The organism is uncultured Salinisphaera sp. (genome assembly GCF_964012375.1).
Classification (GTDB): Bacteria; Pseudomonadota; Gammaproteobacteria; order Nevskiales; family Salinisphaeraceae; genus Salinisphaera.
The window spans coordinates 1-14,955 of the sequence record NZ_CAXGSH010000093.1; the positions used below are offsets into that span (position 1 = coordinate 1).

At 63.9% G+C, this 14,955-nt stretch carries 12 protein-coding genes and 1 tRNA gene; 8 read left to right on the top strand and 5 right to left on the bottom strand.

Annotation, left to right across the window (positions count from 1 at the left end; all coding sequences use genetic code 11):
- The first annotated feature begins 203 nt into the window (after positions 1–203).
- A complete protein-coding gene (locus tag ABNU97_RS14500; RefSeq protein ID WP_348767403.1) occupies positions 204–2,153 on the top strand; it encodes a transglycosylase SLT domain-containing protein in 1,950 nt (649 codons plus the stop codon).
- Between the two features lie 12 nt (positions 2,154–2,165).
- The gene (locus ABNU97_RS14505; RefSeq protein ID WP_348767404.1) at positions 2,166–3,389 is read left to right on the top strand and encodes a multifunctional CCA addition/repair protein; all 1,224 of its coding nucleotides are present in this window, start codon (positions 2,166–2,168) and stop codon (positions 3,387–3,389) included.
- A 24-nt stretch (positions 3,390–3,413) separates the two neighbouring features.
- Here ABNU97_RS14505 and ABNU97_RS14510 read toward each other — a convergent pair whose 3' ends face one another.
- The 4 genes from ABNU97_RS14510 to tsaD all read right to left on the bottom strand — a co-directional run bounded on the left by ABNU97_RS14510 (position 3,414) and on the right by tsaD (position 6,380).
- Positions 3,414–4,220 (bottom strand): undecaprenyl-diphosphate phosphatase, encoded by an 807-nt coding sequence (locus ABNU97_RS14510; protein WP_348767405.1) that lies wholly within the window; start codon positions 4,218–4,220, stop codon positions 3,414–3,416.
- 119 nt (positions 4,221–4,339) lie between these two features.
- Positions 4,340–4,840: a 2-amino-4-hydroxy-6-hydroxymethyldihydropteridine diphosphokinase gene (gene folK / locus ABNU97_RS14515; RefSeq protein ID WP_348767406.1), complete on the bottom strand. Its 501-nt coding sequence runs from the start codon at positions 4,838–4,840 to the stop codon at positions 4,340–4,342.
- A complete protein-coding gene (folB, locus tag ABNU97_RS14520; RefSeq protein ID WP_348767407.1) occupies positions 4,837–5,193 on the bottom strand; it encodes a dihydroneopterin aldolase in 357 nt (118 codons plus the stop codon). The genes folK and folB overlap by 4 nt, the downstream gene beginning before the upstream one ends.
- Positions 5,194–5,318: 125 nt before the next feature.
- Entirely contained in the window at positions 5,319–6,380 is a 1,062-nt protein-coding gene (tsaD, locus tag ABNU97_RS14525; protein ID WP_348767408.1) for a tRNA (adenosine(37)-N6)-threonylcarbamoyltransferase complex transferase subunit TsaD, read from the bottom strand.
- Positions 6,381–6,461: 81 nt separating this feature from the next.
- Between tsaD and rpsU the strand changes: the two genes are divergently transcribed.
- The 4 genes from rpsU to rpoD all read left to right on the top strand — a co-directional run bounded on the left by rpsU (position 6,462) and on the right by rpoD (position 11,014).
- Positions 6,462–6,677 carry a 30S ribosomal protein S21 gene (gene rpsU / locus ABNU97_RS14530; protein ID WP_006915178.1) on the top strand — a complete coding sequence of 72 codons (216 nt, stop codon included), beginning with the start codon at positions 6,462–6,464 and terminating at the stop codon, positions 6,675–6,677.
- Positions 6,678–6,765: 88 nt separating this feature from the next.
- Entirely contained in the window at positions 6,766–7,215 is a 450-nt protein-coding gene (locus ABNU97_RS14535) for a GatB/YqeY domain-containing protein (RefSeq protein WP_348767409.1), read from the top strand.
- A 115-nt stretch (positions 7,216–7,330) separates the two neighbouring features.
- Positions 7,331–9,094: a DNA primase gene (gene dnaG / locus ABNU97_RS14540; RefSeq protein ID WP_348767410.1), complete on the top strand. Its 1,764-nt coding sequence runs from the start codon at positions 7,331–7,333 to the stop codon at positions 9,092–9,094.
- Positions 9,095–9,148: 54 nt separating this feature from the next.
- Positions 9,149–11,014, top strand: coding sequence for an RNA polymerase sigma factor RpoD (gene rpoD, locus ABNU97_RS14545; RefSeq protein WP_348767411.1), 1,866 nt, complete (start codon positions 9,149–9,151; stop codon positions 11,012–11,014).
- Positions 11,015–11,087: 73 nt separating this feature from the next.
- Here rpoD and ABNU97_RS14550 read toward each other — a convergent pair whose 3' ends face one another.
- The gene (locus tag ABNU97_RS14550) at positions 11,088–11,264 is read right to left on the bottom strand and encodes a hypothetical protein (protein ID WP_348767412.1); all 177 of its coding nucleotides are present in this window, start codon (positions 11,262–11,264) and stop codon (positions 11,088–11,090) included.
- 518 nt (positions 11,265–11,782) lie between these two features.
- Here ABNU97_RS14550 and ABNU97_RS14555 point away from each other — a divergent pair.
- A complete protein-coding gene (locus tag ABNU97_RS14555) occupies positions 11,783–14,104 on the top strand; it encodes an EAL domain-containing protein (RefSeq protein WP_348767413.1) in 2,322 nt (773 codons plus the stop codon).
- A gap of 445 nt (positions 14,105–14,549) precedes the next feature.
- Positions 14,550–14,626, top strand: a tRNA-Ile gene (locus ABNU97_RS14560).
- The last annotated feature ends 329 nt before the right edge of the window (positions 14,627–14,955 follow it).

The window sequence follows — 14,955 nt, forward strand, 5'->3', positions numbered from 1 at the left end:
GCGTCTGTGAGGCCGAACCCCTTGCGGGCCGCCGGCTTTGCGCGCGCTTGATCGGCGTCAGTGTTCGCTACCGTGCAACCAGCACGCTACGCTCTCACTTCCTTGTCAATCACGCGCAAAGCACGCCGGCGCGACCGTGACAGATTTATGCAGAGCTTCCCTAACGCCCGCCAGGCTGCCCGCCGTGCGTTACACTCGCGGCTGTGAATAGCTCCAACGCCTCCATCACCATGCGCCTGTGTTTTCTGGCCGTACTATTGCTCTGCGCGGGCACGAGCGTGGCCGCCGACGGCTCTCAACGGGCAGTCTTCCGTGATGCGCTCGCCGCCGCCCAGCAGGGCAGCCTCGACGCGCGCCCGGACCTGCGCTCCCAGCTGCAAACCTACCCGCTCTACAACTACCTGAGCGCGGCGGAGTTGCGCTACCGCCTGGACACGAACGCCAACACGGCGCTCGACAGCCAGATCCAGTCGTTCATCAGCGCCAACCCGGACCTGCCGCCAGCTGAAAGCCTGCGCCGCAACTGGCTGCCGAGCCTCGCGCGCCGCGGGCGCTGGTCGATGCTGCTGGCCAATACGCGCGACAGCGACGGAACAACGGCGACCTGTCGCGCCGTCAACGCCCGTATCCAGATGGGCGAAAACCCACGCGACGACGCGCTCGCGCTGTGGCGGGTCGGTCGCAGCCAGCCGGACGCCTGCGACCCGGTATTCGGCTGGCTCGAGCGTCAGGGCCTGCTCGGCGCGGATGAAATTCTCGAACGCGCACGCCTGGCCGTGCTCGCCGGCCAGTATGGGCTGACCCGTTATCTGGCGCGCCAGCTGCCGGCCGATTGGCGTACACAGACCGAGCAATGGCTCAACGTGGCCGAAACCCCGGCGAATCTGAACCACGCCTCCGCCGGGCTCGACGGCGATATCGCAGTCTATGCGTTCAAACGCTATGCCCTGCGCAACCTGGACGGCGCGGCCGATCTGTTCACGCCGCTGGCCGACCGGCTGCAGCTCGACGAAGCCCAGCGTCACGACATGAAGCGCCAGCTGGCCCTGCTCTATGCCCAGGGCCAGAAATCGCAGGCCCTGGTCTGGTTCGCGCGCATGGACCATAACCGCATGCGCGACGACGAGCATGCGCTCGGCTGGGAAATCAGGGCCGCGATCTACAACCAGCGCTGGCCGCTGGTGGTCGATGCCATCAACGATCTGCCCCCTGCGATCGCCGACGACGAGGAGTGGCGCTACTGGCACGCCCGTGCCCTCGAGGCCATGGGCCGTAGCGAACAGGCCCGCGCGCTGTATGCGCCGCTGGCGAAGGAGCGCAGCTACCACGGCTACCTCGCGGCCGACGCGCTCGACCAGGATTACAGCCTGAATGAACGCCCGCTCGCGGTTGATCGCGCCGTGCGTGCCCGTGTCGAAGCCAAGCCGGCGTTGGCGCGCGCCAACGAGCTGCGCGCGCTGGGCATGGACCATGCCGCCGGACAGGAATGGAATGTCGTAATCGACGGTCTCGACCCGGCCGCACTCGGTCAGGCCGCACGCATCGCACATGAATGGGGCTGGCATTCGCGCGCAATCATCACCCTCGCCAGGGCCGACTACTGGGACGACCTGGATATCCGCTATCCCACGCCCTACAGCGATGCGGTACGCCAGTTCGCCGACGATAACGACCTCGACCCGGCCTATGTGTTCGCGATCATGCGTACCGAATCGCTGTTTCAACCCGCGATCCGCTCGTCTGCGGGCGCCGTCGGGTTGATGCAGCTGCTGCCGGGCACGGCGCGTCTGGTCGCCCGGCGCATGGACGCGGCCGCGCCGTCGAGCAGCGCGCTGACCGTGCCGGAAATCAATATCCAGCTGGGCACGGGTTATCTGGCGCAGATGCTCGAGCGCTGGGATGGCAACATCGCCATGGCCACCGCCAGCTACAACGCCGGCCCACAGCGCATTGCGCGCTGGCTACCCGATGACGACATGGACCCGACCATCTGGATCGCCAATATCCCCTATACCGAAACCCGCAATTACGTACAGCGGGCGATGTCGCATATGACCGTTTTCCAGTCGCGCCTGCACGAAAACATCGTGCCGCTGGACGAACGCATCGACGACATCAAACCCGGCTACGGCGAACAGACCGCCAGCCGCTAGCGCGCCAAGGTCATGCAACGTTATCTGGTAGGCGGTGCGCTGCGCGACGAATGGCTGGGGCTACCCCTATCCGATCGCGACTGGGTGGTGGTAGGCGCCACCCCCGAGCAGATGAGCGCGGCCGGCTATCGGCCGGTGGGGCGCGACTTTCCGGTCTTTCTCGATCCTGAGAGTAATGAAGAGCATGCGCTGGCCCGCACCGAACGCAAGCACGGGCACGGCTATCACGGCTTCGTGTTCCATACCGGCGCCGACGTCAGCCTCGAAGACGACCTGGTTCGACGCGACCTGACCATCAACGCGATAGCGCGCGGCGAAGATGGCACCGTGGTAGACCCCTGCGGCGGCCGGGCCGACCTTGAAGCACGGGTGTTGCGCCATGTCTCACCGGCGTTCGTCGAAGACCCGGTCCGGCTGTTGCGTCTGGCCCGCTACTACGCACGCTTTGCGCCGCTGGGCTTTCGCGTGGCCGACGAGACGATGACCCTACTACGGGACATGGTCAGTTCGGGCGAAGTCGACCATCTCGTGCCCGAGCGGGTCTGGGCCGAGACCGAGCGCGCACTCATGCACGACGAACCGCATTTGTTCTTCTACCTGTTACGCGAATGCGGTGCGCTGGCGCGGCTGTTTCCCGAACTGGATGCGCTGTTTGGCGTGATTCAACCCATACGCCATCACCCGGAGATCGACTCCGGCGTGCATACACTGCTGGTTCTTGCTCAGACCGCTGCCGCCAACGAGCCACTTGCAGCGCGCTATGGCGCGTTATGCCACGACTACGGCAAGGCGCGCACGCCCACCCGTATTCTGCCCGGCCACCACGGCCACGAAGCCGCGGGCGTGCCGCTGGCCCAGGCCTGCAGCCATCGGCTGGGCGTACCCAAGGCCGTGCGCGAAGCCGCGGCCGTGGTCACGCGCTGGCATACGCATATCCATCGCATGCACGAACTGCGTCCGGCCACCATGCTGGAGGTGTTCGAAGGTATCGATGCGTTTCGCCGGCCGGAACGACTCGACGTGCTGATCGCCGTGTGTGTGGCCGACGTACACGGTCGCCTTGGCTTCGAAAAACGCCAGTACGAACAGCCGAAGACCGCGCGCGCCGCGTTCGCCGCCGCCCGGTCGATCGATGCCGGCGAACTCGCCAAGAGCGGGCTGCGCGGGCCGGAGATCGGCGCCGCGCTCAAACGTGAGCGCGTACGTGCGATAGCCGAGGCGATCGGGCGGCGCTGATCACCGGCGGTCACCTCGACCGCGTCAGCCGTTCCATCCAAAGATCGCGAACAGGGCAATGCCCAGAAGCACGCGATAGACCACGAACGGCATCATGCCGACCGATTGCAGCATGCGCAAAAAATAGTGGATGGCGGCAAAAGCGCTGATCCCGGCGAGCACGGCGGCCATGGCCATTGAGCCCCAGGCATCCTCCGCAGGGGTTTGCAGCAACAGCACCGTTTCGAACGCAATCGCGGCTGTGGTGATCGGAATCGCAAGATAGAAGGCAACGCGCGCCGCAGCCTGACGATTCAGCCCGCATGCACGCGCGCCGAGTATGGTCATACCCGAACGCGAGGCACCCGGAATCAGCGCAATCGCCTGTGCCAGACCGATGGCCAGATAGGCACGCCAGCCGATCTGATCGGGTTCGCGCGTGCGCGGCGCGCGCGAATCCACCCACCCCAGCGCGATACCGAACACAATGCTCGTGGTCGCGATCACACCGGGGATGCGCAGCATGGATTCGCCGACAATGCCCAGGACCAGCCCGAACGCAATGGCCGGCATCGTGGCCAGCAGCAGCCCCCAGGCCATAGCGACGTCGCCGTCGCGCCGGCCACGCGTCATGGATTGAACCCAGGCCTGCCAGAGTCGAGCCACGTCGTGCCTGAAATACGCCAGCACTGCGACCAGCGTGCCCAGATGCATGGCCAGATCGAAGCCGAGACCCTGATCGGGCCAGCCAAGAAAATGCGGGACCAGAATGAGATGGGCCGAACTCGAAATCGGCAGAAATTCGGTGATGCCCTGCACGATCGCAAGCACCACCATCTGATACCACTCCATAGACTCGCCCCGGGCAAGGAAACTGTCGGCTGCGTATGTGCGCCTATCGGCCGTAAAGAGCGCGCACTATAGCGTGCGCATGTTCATGCAAGCGTTACGTTTTGGTTTCGGGTGCGTGGTCAGGGCGTCAACGGCGCATCGCGGCGCAGCGCTATGGGCTCGAGCCTGATCGAGCGCGCCGCCATTTGCGCCCATAGCGCATCGTAGCGACGGCCGCATACCGGATGACGCGCGGCAGGCAGCAATTCGGCCAAGGGGCAGAGCACGAAGGCGTGGGCAAGAATATCGGCGCGGGGTAGCTCGGGATCGCGCTCGCGTACCGTGTTGCCGAACAACAGCAGATCAATATCGATACACGGCGGCGTCTGGGCGGCCGCTCGATCCCGCCCGCAGGCGGCTTCGATATCGCGCAGCTGAGCGCACAGCTCGGCAAGCGGCGCCGCGGTTTCGAACCGGGCCACGAGGTTCAAGAAATCCGCCCCGGCCATGCCGACCGGCGGGCAGCGATAAACCGACGATGTCGATAATGGGCCGAAGCTCTGTTCGAGAATATCCAGGGCGAGCGCGACGTGGGCATGCGGCGATACGTTGCTGCCGATGCCGACCACCGCCGGCGTCATGCTTCGCTGGAACGCGTCACCCGGACCCCGACATTGGCAGCCTGGTCTATCGCACCCGGCTTGCTGACCCGCACGGTCACCTTGAACGCCTCGAAATCGGCGAGCAGCAAGCGCGCGATTTCCTCGGCCAACGTCTCGATCAGGTGGTAGCGGCTCGCACTCACGAACGCATGGACGCGCTCGGCGACCGCCTGATAATCCAGGGTCTGGTCGACGTCGTCGTCGGCGGCAGCATCGCGGATCGAAAACCCGATATCCAGATCGATGAACAGCCGCTGGGCGGCCTCACGTTCCCAATCGTAGACGCCAATCACGGCATCCACCGCGAGCTGTTCGATGAAGATCGTGTCCAAATCGCCTCCCGAAAACCTGCCTACCGCGGTCTATGCACGGCGGCTACCGTCGATCACGCGCAATAGTATCACCGGTCACCCAACCGCTCGCCAGCAAAATGCCGATCGCGCCGCCCTGCGTGTCGCTATGCGCTCTGCACGCCGGGCACCGTCAGAGTATCCAGCGGCCAACGCGCCACGGCATCGGCACTGGCGATGCCGCTATGCATTTCTTCGGCGCGCAAACTCCCCGCCAGCGCAATCATGGCTGCATTATCGGTACAGAATTGTGACTGCGGGAAATACAGCTCGAATCCGTCCCGCTCGCCGCGCTCGGCCAGCGTGTCCCGCAGGTGGCGATTCGCGCCGACGCCCCCGGCCACCACCAGCCGAGACAATCCGGTCTGTTTGAGCGCACGCGCGCACTTGGCCACCAGCGTATCTACCACCGCCTGCTCGAAGCTTGCCGCGATATCCGCGTGGGCCTGCGGCGTGTCGTCGGCGGCCTTGACCGCGAGCATGACCGCGGTCTTGAGTCCGGAGAAGGAGAAATCCAGCCCGGGGCGCTTGAGCATGGGCCGCGGAAAATCGTGGGCATCGCGCCGCCCGTTCGCGGCAAGCTCGGCCAATGCCGGCCCGCCGGGATATCCCAGCGCCAGCATCTTGGCGCATTTGTCGAAAGCCTCGCCCACCGCATCGTCGAGGCTCTCGCCCAGCACGCTGTAGCGGCCCACCCCGTCGACCCGCACGAGCAGTGTATGGCCGCCGGACACCAGCAGCGCGACGAACGGAAAGGCAGGACGACGTTGTTCGAGCAGCGGCGACAGCAGGTGGCCCTCCATATGGTGCACGCCCAGCACCGGTAGACCGCGACTCATGCCCAGCCCCGCGGCAATCGATGCGCCGACCAGCAGCGCCCCCACCAGACCGGGGCCGCGGGTATAGGCGATCCCGGTGAGCTGCGGCGCCCCTGCTTCGCGGGTGACCTGTTCGATCAGCGGCATGAGTTTGCGGATATGATCGCGCGACGCCAGTTCCGGCACCACGCCGCCATAGTCGGCGTGCAGCGCCTCCTGGCTGTGGAGCGCATGCGCGAGCAGCCCGTGTTCGCTGTGATAGATCGCCGCTGCGCTTTCGTCGCAGGAGCTTTCGATACCGAGGATGACGTTTTTTCTTTGCAAAGCGCGCGCGCAGGGATTAGACTTCATCGCCTTATTCTAGCCGTCGGGCCACAGCATGCCCATGGCTGGATCGACAAACCGCCGATTTTTCCGGAGAGTGATTGCTCAATGCCTAGCGTACGCGTCAAAGAAAACGAACCGTTCGAAGTCGCCCTGCGTCGATTCAAACGCAGCTGCGAGAAAGCGGGCGTTGTCACCGAAGTACGCCGTCGCGAGTTTTTCGAAAAGCCGTGCCAGACCCGCAAGCGCAAGCGCGCTGCCGCGGTCAAGCGTCATGCCAAGAAGCTCCAGCGCGAGCAGCAGCGTTTCACGCGTCAGTACTAAGCACGGCTTTCGATATCGACGCATATAACAGCGGCCGCAGAGCCGCTGTTTTTCGTTGCAGGGACGCTATTTCGACAGGAGAACGCGCTTGAGCCTAAAAGCCCAGCTACAGGACGACATGAAATCCGCCATGCGCACCCGCGACAAGGAACGCCTTGCCGTGATCCGCATGCTCATGGCCGCAGTCAAGCAGCGCGAAGTCGACGAGCGTGGCGACCTCGACGATGCCGACGTGCTGGCGGTCGTTGAAAAGATGGTCAAACAACGTCGCGACGCCGAACAACAGTATCGCGATGCCAACCGGCCGGAGCTGGCAGACGCCGAAGCCGCCGAAATCGCGGTGTTGGAAAACTACCTGCCGACCCAGCTGTCCGATGCCGAAATCGATCAGGCCATCGACAAGGCAATCGCCGAAAGCCAGGCAGAATCGATGCGCGACATGGGCAAGGTCATGGGCCTGCTCAAGCCGCAGCTGCAGGGCCAGGCGGATATGGCCGTGGTCAGCCAGCGACTCAAGGCCCGACTGCAGCCGCAATAGCCCGGGCCGGTCGTCTCGCCGACGACCCCCTCGATCGTGTATCAGCGCCGCGCGTTCGGCGGCGCATGGCAAAAGGGCCGTATCGTTACCGGGATCAGCGGAGGTCTGACCTGTCATGGCGCGCATCCCCCAGGATTTCATCGACCAGCTACTCGAGCGCACGGATATCGTGTCGCTGATCGACGCGCGCGTGCCGCTGAAAAAATCCGGCGCCGAATACGCCGCCTGCTGCCCCTTCCACGACGAGAAGACGCCCTCGTTCACCGTCTCGCCAACCAAGCAGTTCTACCACTGCTTCGGCTGCGGCGCCCACGGCAGCGCGATCAGCTTCCTCATGGAATACGATCGGCTGGAGTTTCGTGACGCCGTCGACGTGCTGGCCCAGCAGGCCGGGCTGGAAATCCCGCAGGATGCCCAGGACAGCGCCCCGGCCGGCCCGCCCCGCGACCCCCTGTTCGATGCCATGAGCCTCGCCGATCGTTTCTATCAGGCCCAGCTGCGCCGCGATCCGTGCGTGATCGACTATCTCAAGCGCCGCGGCGTGTCCGGCGCCATGGCCAAGCAGTACGGTCTCGGCTTCGCCCCGGACAGCTGGGACGGACTCGCCCGCGAGCTTCGCGACCAGGCCGCAGCGGCACGCGCCGGGCTGCTGATCGAACGCGACAGCGGCGGTTTCTTCGATCGTTTTCGCAACCGGCTGATGTTCCCCATTCGGGATACGCGCGGGCGCACCATCGCCTTTGGCGGGCGCACCCTGGGCGATGAGAAGGCCAAATATCTCAATTCGCCCGAGACGCCGCTGTTTCACAAGTCCGACCACATGTACGGGCTGTTCGAAGCACGCCAGGCCATGCGCGAGCTGCCGCGACTGCTGGTGGTCGAAGGCTATATGGACGTCATCGCCCTGGCCCAGCACGGCTTCGCCAATACGGTGGCGACCTTGGGCACGGCGACCACCGCATCGCATCTGACCACGCTGTTTAGGCATACACAGGAAGTGGTGTTCTGTTTCGACGGCGATGCAGCCGGCGTGCGCGCCGCGCGCAAGGCGCTCGATCAGAGCCTGCCGGTCATGCGCGGTGCACGGCGCGTGCGCTTTTTGTTCGTGCCTGAAGGCGAGGATCCGGATTCGATGGTACGCGGAGAAGACGGCATCCAGCGTTTTCAGGCCGCGATAGACGCCGCGCGACCCGCCTCGGCGGTGTTGATGGATGCGCTCACGGATGGTCTGTCGCTGGATTCGCCCGACGGCCGGGCCACACTCATCGAAAAGGCTCGGCCGTACGTCAACGCCCTGCCGCCGGAAGCATTTCGCACCGAACTCATTGGCGAACTCGCACAGCTGGCCCGCCTGCCGGCGGACGATCTGCGCACGTTGTACGCGGGCACGCCTTCAACCTCGAATACCGCGGCCGATAAAGGCCGTATACAGCAAAAAACCCGAGTGACCCCGGTGAGCCGCGCGCTGAGTCTTTTATTTGCCGATACCGCGCTCGCCCAGCGTGTGCACGAGAGCGCGGCGCTGCGCGAAACCGACGCCCCGGGCGCGACAATTCTGGCCGAGGCGATTGAGTTTTTCGCACAGACCCCAAACGTATCGGTATCGCAGTGGTTGGAACGCTACCGCGAACACCGGTTTTTCGACCGGCTGCAGGAACTGGCGGCCCTGACGCCGCCAGGCGATCCGGACAGCCGCGCACAGGAGTTCGATGAGACCGTTGCACGACTGGGTTCGAATACCGCATCGCTGGCGTCGTTGCGCCGGCGCTACGACGAACTGGTCGACCAACAGAACCGCGGCCCGCTGGACACCGCGGCCGCGAACGAAATGCAGCAGATACTTCTGCAACTCAGACGGTATCGCCAGCAAACCGGTTAGAACGAGGCCGGTCACCGGGCCCACAAGTCGCCGCAACGGGCGCGAGTTGTTACCATGGCCGGTTACCGCAGCGTTCGCCACGCCCCACGAGCCCAACATACGCAGCAAAATCACATGAGCAAAGACAAGAAATCTCAGCTTCGTCTATTGATTGCCCACGGCAAGCAGAAAGGCTATCTGACCTATGCCGAGGTCAACGATACGCTGCCTGACGATATCGTCGATCCCGAGCAGATCGAAGATATCGTCAACATGATCAGCGACATGGGCATCACGGTGCATGAATCCGCACCGGAAGATGACAGCCTGCTGATGAACGAGAACACCGTCAACGAAGACGATGACGACGATGCGGAGGAAGCCGCGGCCACGCTGGCCGCGCTGGATCCGCAGTTCGGCCGCACGACCGATCCGGTGCGCATGTACATGCGCGAAATGGGCACGGTCGAGCTGCTCGACCGACAGGGCGAAATCCGGATCGCCAAGCGTATCGAGGAAGGCCTGGCGGAGATGATGTTCTCGCTGGCCTACTTCCCGGCCACCACCGGGCGTCTGCTCGAGCTGTGGAGCCAGGTCGAATCCGACGACAAGCGCCTGAGCGATGTGCTGGTCGGCTTCGTCGACCCCGACACCGGCGATCCCGTGGTCAACGAGGACGAGTCGGCCGATAGCGACGACGACGACGAAGGCTCGGCGCCGGCCAACGACGGCCCGGACCCGGAAGAAGCCAAGGCCCAGTTCAAGCAGCTCAAGAGCCTGCACGAAACCGCGGTTGCCACGCTCGAAAAACACGGCCGCGAACACGAGTCCACGGAAGCAGCGCTCAACGCGCTGGCCACGCACTTCATGCGTTTCAAGCTGGTGCCCAAGACCGCGGACGACCTTACCCTGCAGCTGCGCACCACGATGCTCGATATTCGCAGCATCGAACGCGAAATGCTGGCCATCTGCGTGACCGAGGCCGGCATGCCGCGGCGCGACTTCGTACGCCAGCTGCCGGATAACCTCACCAGCGAGGTCTGGCTCGACAAGCTGATCCGCGCCAAGCGTCGTTATTCGTCGACCATCGCCGGCCGCCGCGAAGATCTCGTCCGTGCCCAGGGCCGGATTCGCGAAATCGAGGCCGAGAACGGGCTCAACGTCAATCACATCAAGGAAATCAACCGCAAGATGTCGATTGGCGAGGCCAAGGCTCGTCGCGCGAAAAAGGAGATGGTCGAGGCCAACCTGCGCCTGGTGATTTCGATCGCCAAGAAGTACACCAATCGCGGGCTGCAGTTCCTGGACCTGATCCAGGAAGGCAACATCGGCCTGATGAAGGCGGTGGACAAGTTCGAATATCGCCGCGGCTACAAGTTCTCCACCTATGCCACCTGGTGGATTCGCCAGGCCATCACCCGTTCGATCGCCGATCAGGCGCGCACCATCCGTATTCCGGTGCACATGATCGAAACGATCAACAAGCTCAACCGCATCAGCCGGCAGATGCTGCAGGAAATGGGCCGCGAAGCCACGCCGGAAGAGCTGGCCGAGCGTATGGAAATGCCCGAGGACAAGGTGCGCAAGGTCCTCAAGATCGCCAAGGAACCGATCTCGATGGAAACGCCCATCGGCGACGACGAGGACTCGCACCTGGGCGATTTCATCGAGGACGTCAACGCGGTCGCCCCGGATGACTCGGCGTCGGGCGAGTCGCTGCGCGAAGCCACGCACAATACCCTGGCCAGCCTCACCCCGCGTGAAGCCAAGGTGCTGCGCATGCGTTTCGGCATCGACATGAATACCGACCACACGCTTGAGGAAGTCGGCAAGCAGTTCGACGTGACCCGCGAGCGTATCCGCCAGATCGAAGCCAAGGCGCTGCGCAAACTGCGCCACCCCTCGCGGGCAACGTTCCTGAAAAGCTTCCTAGACGAATAGCCGCCTGGGCATCCTGCGCGCCGCCGCTCGGGCGGCGCGTTCGAAATGCCTGGCTCGGACGCTGCGCGAGGCTCTATGCCTCGCGTTCAACACGCGCCCGCGACGCCGCAATATCCGTTTTCGGGCAAGCAGCGATTCGTGCAAATGCGTAATCGACGACCGCCTGGGCGAGCCATTCTTCGCTCAGCTTAAGCGGTTTTATCAACCTGAGAAATCGCCCGCCGATCGGGTAGAACGCGCGCATGTGCATGGATGATCTCTACACGCTGCGACCGCGAAACCATTGAAGATAAACGGCGTACAGACGCCGGCGGTTATTCTTCGATGGCGTTGAAAACAGCTGAAATACTCGGCTGCAGGGGTGCGGGATTAACGCCTGGCACCCATGCAAGCCACAGCGCGGAGAATGCCCTGCACCCGATCGCCGCTGATGCGCCGACTAAGCGACCCGTTCTTTCGCCCGACCACCGCGCAAGTCGCCGCTGCGCTTGCCAGCACATCCAAGCAACGCGTGCGCGCCATGACCATATCGAGGTCGGTCGCCAAGTTTATAAGGGGGTGGCGAACGCCCATGGCGGCATACGACTTCGTGCCAAGGTGGCAGACAAGAGCGTAATTTGGCATGAATGTCGCAAATCATTGCGGCACCTATATCTTCGCGCGCCGCGGCCGATACCGTTCCAGTAAATTTCCTCATCGATGTATCGCTGCCGGCGCTATATCAAGCACATTCATGCCTATGTACGAGCGATTCGATCGGATGGCCTCATGACACTGCGGCCGCGCACGTTTCGAAACCAGCTCATGATCGCGCTACTCGGTTTCGTGCTACTCGCCGAGCTCGGGGTGGCGATTTCGATTTTGCACCGCACCTACGACCAGCGTGTCGATCAGGCCCATGACACATTGCAGGTGGCCAGTCGCGTGCTCGACCGCGTGCTGGAGGTCCGTGCCGAACAACTACTGACGACCGTGAACATCCTGGCTTCCGACTACGGCTTCAAAGCCGCGATCGGCACCCAGGACGAGGCCACGCAGCGCACCGTGATCCGCAATTTCGGCGATCGCGCCCGCGCCGACCTGGCCACGCTTGCCGCCCCGTCGGGCGACCTTATTACCGTGGTACCCCGTACCCAGTCCGAAACCAACGTCGATCCGTTCGGCCGTGTACTCGACCGCGCGCGTCGCCTGGGCAGCGCCAGCGGACTCATCATGGTGGATAACCGGCCCTATCAGTACGTGATCGCGCCGGTGAATGCACCGCGGCTGATCGCCTGGGCCGGCATGGGTTTTCTCGTCGATGCCGACATCGCCCGCAACGTGGCAAGCGTGACCGGCGTACACGTGGACTTCATCGTACGCGAAGGCAAGCAGGAACTGTTTTCGACCGGCCCCCAGGACGCCGACGGCGACGTGGCAATCACCGACAGCGATGCGTTCCTGGTCGAACGGCATACGCTGTTCGATGCCGACGGCCACCAGCTGGATGTCGCCTTGTCGTTATCGCGCCGCACCGTGCTTTCGCCGTATTACGACATGGCGAGCAGTCTGAGCCTGGTGTTCATAGTCACCATCGGCCTGAGCGCGTTCGTTGCGATCGCCTTGGCGCGGCGCCTCAGTCAGCCGGTGCGTGAGCTAAGCGAATTTGCCGAATCGGTGGCTGCCGGCCATTATCACGAGACGCCGGGCGCCCAGGGCATCGGCGAATTCGACGTGCTCAGCGACGCGCTCAACGATATGCAGATCGCGGTGCGTCAGCGTGAAAACCGGATACGCCACCAGGCCACGCACGATGCGCTAACCGGCCTGCTCAACCGCAACGCAGTGCGCGACGTGCTCTACGAGCAGATGAACAACGACGCGCAGGTCATCCTCGTACGCATCGCGCTGCACGGCTTTTCCCGCATCAACAGTGCGCTGGGCTACAAGCTTGGCGACGAAGTACTCAAGACCGTCGCCGGCCGACTTAACAACGCCTGCACCATGGCCCACACGCTGGGACGGATCGAGGGCAACGATTTCCTGGTGCTGGTCGAATGCCAAGCCGACGACGACGCCGTGCTCGCCACGATCGAACATCTGCGCGCCAAGGTCGAACAACCAATGTACCTCGAGCACACCTCGATCCAGCTACTGCTTGATATCGGCGTGGTGCGTATCCCCCAGCATGCCGACGATATCGAATCCGCCTGGCGACGCACGGTCATCGCACGCGACGGCTCGCGGGCGCAGCGCTGTGCCACCTTTTTCTACCAGCCCGGCATGGACGAAGCGCATCAACGCGAGCTGGCAATCATCCAGGGCATCGCGCCAGCGATCAAACAAGACGAGCTGTCGCTGCTGTACCAGCCCAAAATGGCGCTCGGCGACGCCGAGATCGTTCAGGTCGAGGCGCTCGCGCGCTGGCACCATCCAGAGCTGGGCGCGATCTCGCCGGACGAATTCATCGGTCTGGCCGAGCGGTCGGGCCAGATCCGGCTGCTCACCGAATGGGTGGTGCAGCGCGTCTGTCGCGACGTCACCTACTGGCGCGAAAACGGCATCACCCTGGGCGTGGCGATCAACCTGTCCGCCGACGAGATCGCCCAGAGCGAACTCGAGGCCACCCTCGAGCCATTGTTGACCCTGTGCCAGGACCGGGAACGCATCACCCTGGAAGTCACGGAAAGCGCGCTGCTACGCGAGCCACAGAGTGCCCTGCAGAACCTGCGCGCCCTGCAAGGCCGAGGCGCACGTATCTCGGTCGACGACTTTGGCACCGGCTATTCTTCCCTTGCACAGCTTAAAAGCCTGGCGCCGGACGAACTCAAGATCGACAAATCCTTCGTATTCGGCCTCGCCGGCACGCCAGCCGACCAGTTCATTGTCGACCTGATCATCGACCTGGGCCACAAACTCGGCCTTGAAGTCGTCGCCGAAGGCATCGAGAACGCCGAGTCGTGGCAGTACCTGCTACATCGCGGCGCCGACATCATCCAGGGTTATTTTCTGTCACGACCGATGCCCGCCGATGCCATCATCGCCTGGCTGGCCGAACACGAAGCCAACCGCGATCGTTGGCTCGACTGCTCGACCACCGAACAGCCTTGAGTTACGCCGCAGCGATGCCCGAGCATGCGAGTGCATCGAGCCGAACAATCGCATCACCGTCGTCGGCCGCGCCCCAGGGCTAAACGTACGAGCCGCAATGTAGGCGTCGAGGTCTGCTAGGCCGAGTCGTCGCATTCGAGCAACGACCAACCGCGCCACGACCAAGCACGGGCGTAGGCAAGGTTCGTCGCTTGTTTCAATCGCGTCACGACCGTTGGCCGCGACGCGCGTGCTTTCGCACAAGGGCGTTATCAAGCCGAACAATCATCTGTTGACTGATCTATTTTCGGCCCGGGCTAATAAGCGAGCAGCGCCCGCATGAGCGAATAGCGACGCCAGCCGAACGGCGCGCGTCGGCAGACCGACCCGCCTCTCACCGCGCTCTGGGCCAATTCATCCTTGGCGACCTACCGCTATCCCGATATAGTGCTCCCCGCGTACACGGGGGCCTGTAGCTCAGTTGGTTAGAGCAGGGGACTCATAATCCCTTGGTCGCAGGTTCGAGTCCTGCCGGGCCCACCATTCGCATGCCGGTTGCGCAGAATAACTCTGCCGGGCCGGAGCGGCCCACCCACACGCCAAGTGCTGGGATAATAAGCCGCTCGCCGTATTTCGATTCGCGGGTCTGGCGACTTGATCGCCCCTCAATCCACTGATCCGGAATTGTTTCGTCCCACCCGTATCAGGGAAGACTTGCTGAACGGGTCGAGGCCGCGGGCGCGCCCTACAGGCGGTCGGTCGCGCGCTGGTGCAGCCTTAAGCGATCTCACCCCGCCCAGGCTCGCCGTTCAATGTCTTGTTCCCGACGAGCGCCAATGCGTGACGACGCCGCGAGCGTGATGGCGGACAAC

What these genes read in the sequence shown, in the direction of transcription:
- ABNU97_RS14505 (WP_348767404.1), top strand. Translation starts at nt 2,166, where the DNA reads ATGCAACGTTATCTGGTAGGCGGTGCGCTGCGCGACGAATGGCTGGGG.
- ABNU97_RS14510 (WP_348767405.1), bottom strand. Translation starts at nt 4,220, where the DNA reads ATGGAGTGGTATCAGATGGTGGTGCTTGCGATCGTGCAGGGCATCACC.
- folK (WP_348767406.1), bottom strand. Translation starts at nt 4,840, where the DNA reads ATGACGCCGGCGGTGGTCGGCATCGGCAGCAACGTATCGCCGCATGCC.
- tsaD (WP_348767408.1), bottom strand. Translation starts at nt 6,380, where the DNA reads ATGAAGTCTAATCCCTGCGCGCGCGCTTTGCAAAGAAAAAACGTCATC.
- rpsU (WP_006915178.1), top strand. Translation starts at nt 6,462, where the DNA reads ATGCCTAGCGTACGCGTCAAAGAAAACGAACCGTTCGAAGTCGCCCTG.
- dnaG (WP_348767410.1), top strand. Translation starts at nt 7,331, where the DNA reads ATGGCGCGCATCCCCCAGGATTTCATCGACCAGCTACTCGAGCGCACG.
- rpoD (WP_348767411.1), top strand. Translation starts at nt 9,149, where the DNA reads ATGGCCGGTTACCGCAGCGTTCGCCACGCCCCACGAGCCCAACATACG.
- ABNU97_RS14550 (WP_348767412.1), bottom strand. Translation starts at nt 11,264, where the DNA reads ATGCACATGCGCGCGTTCTACCCGATCGGCGGGCGATTTCTCAGGTTG.
- ABNU97_RS14555 (WP_348767413.1), top strand. Translation starts at nt 11,783, where the DNA reads ATGACACTGCGGCCGCGCACGTTTCGAAACCAGCTCATGATCGCGCTA.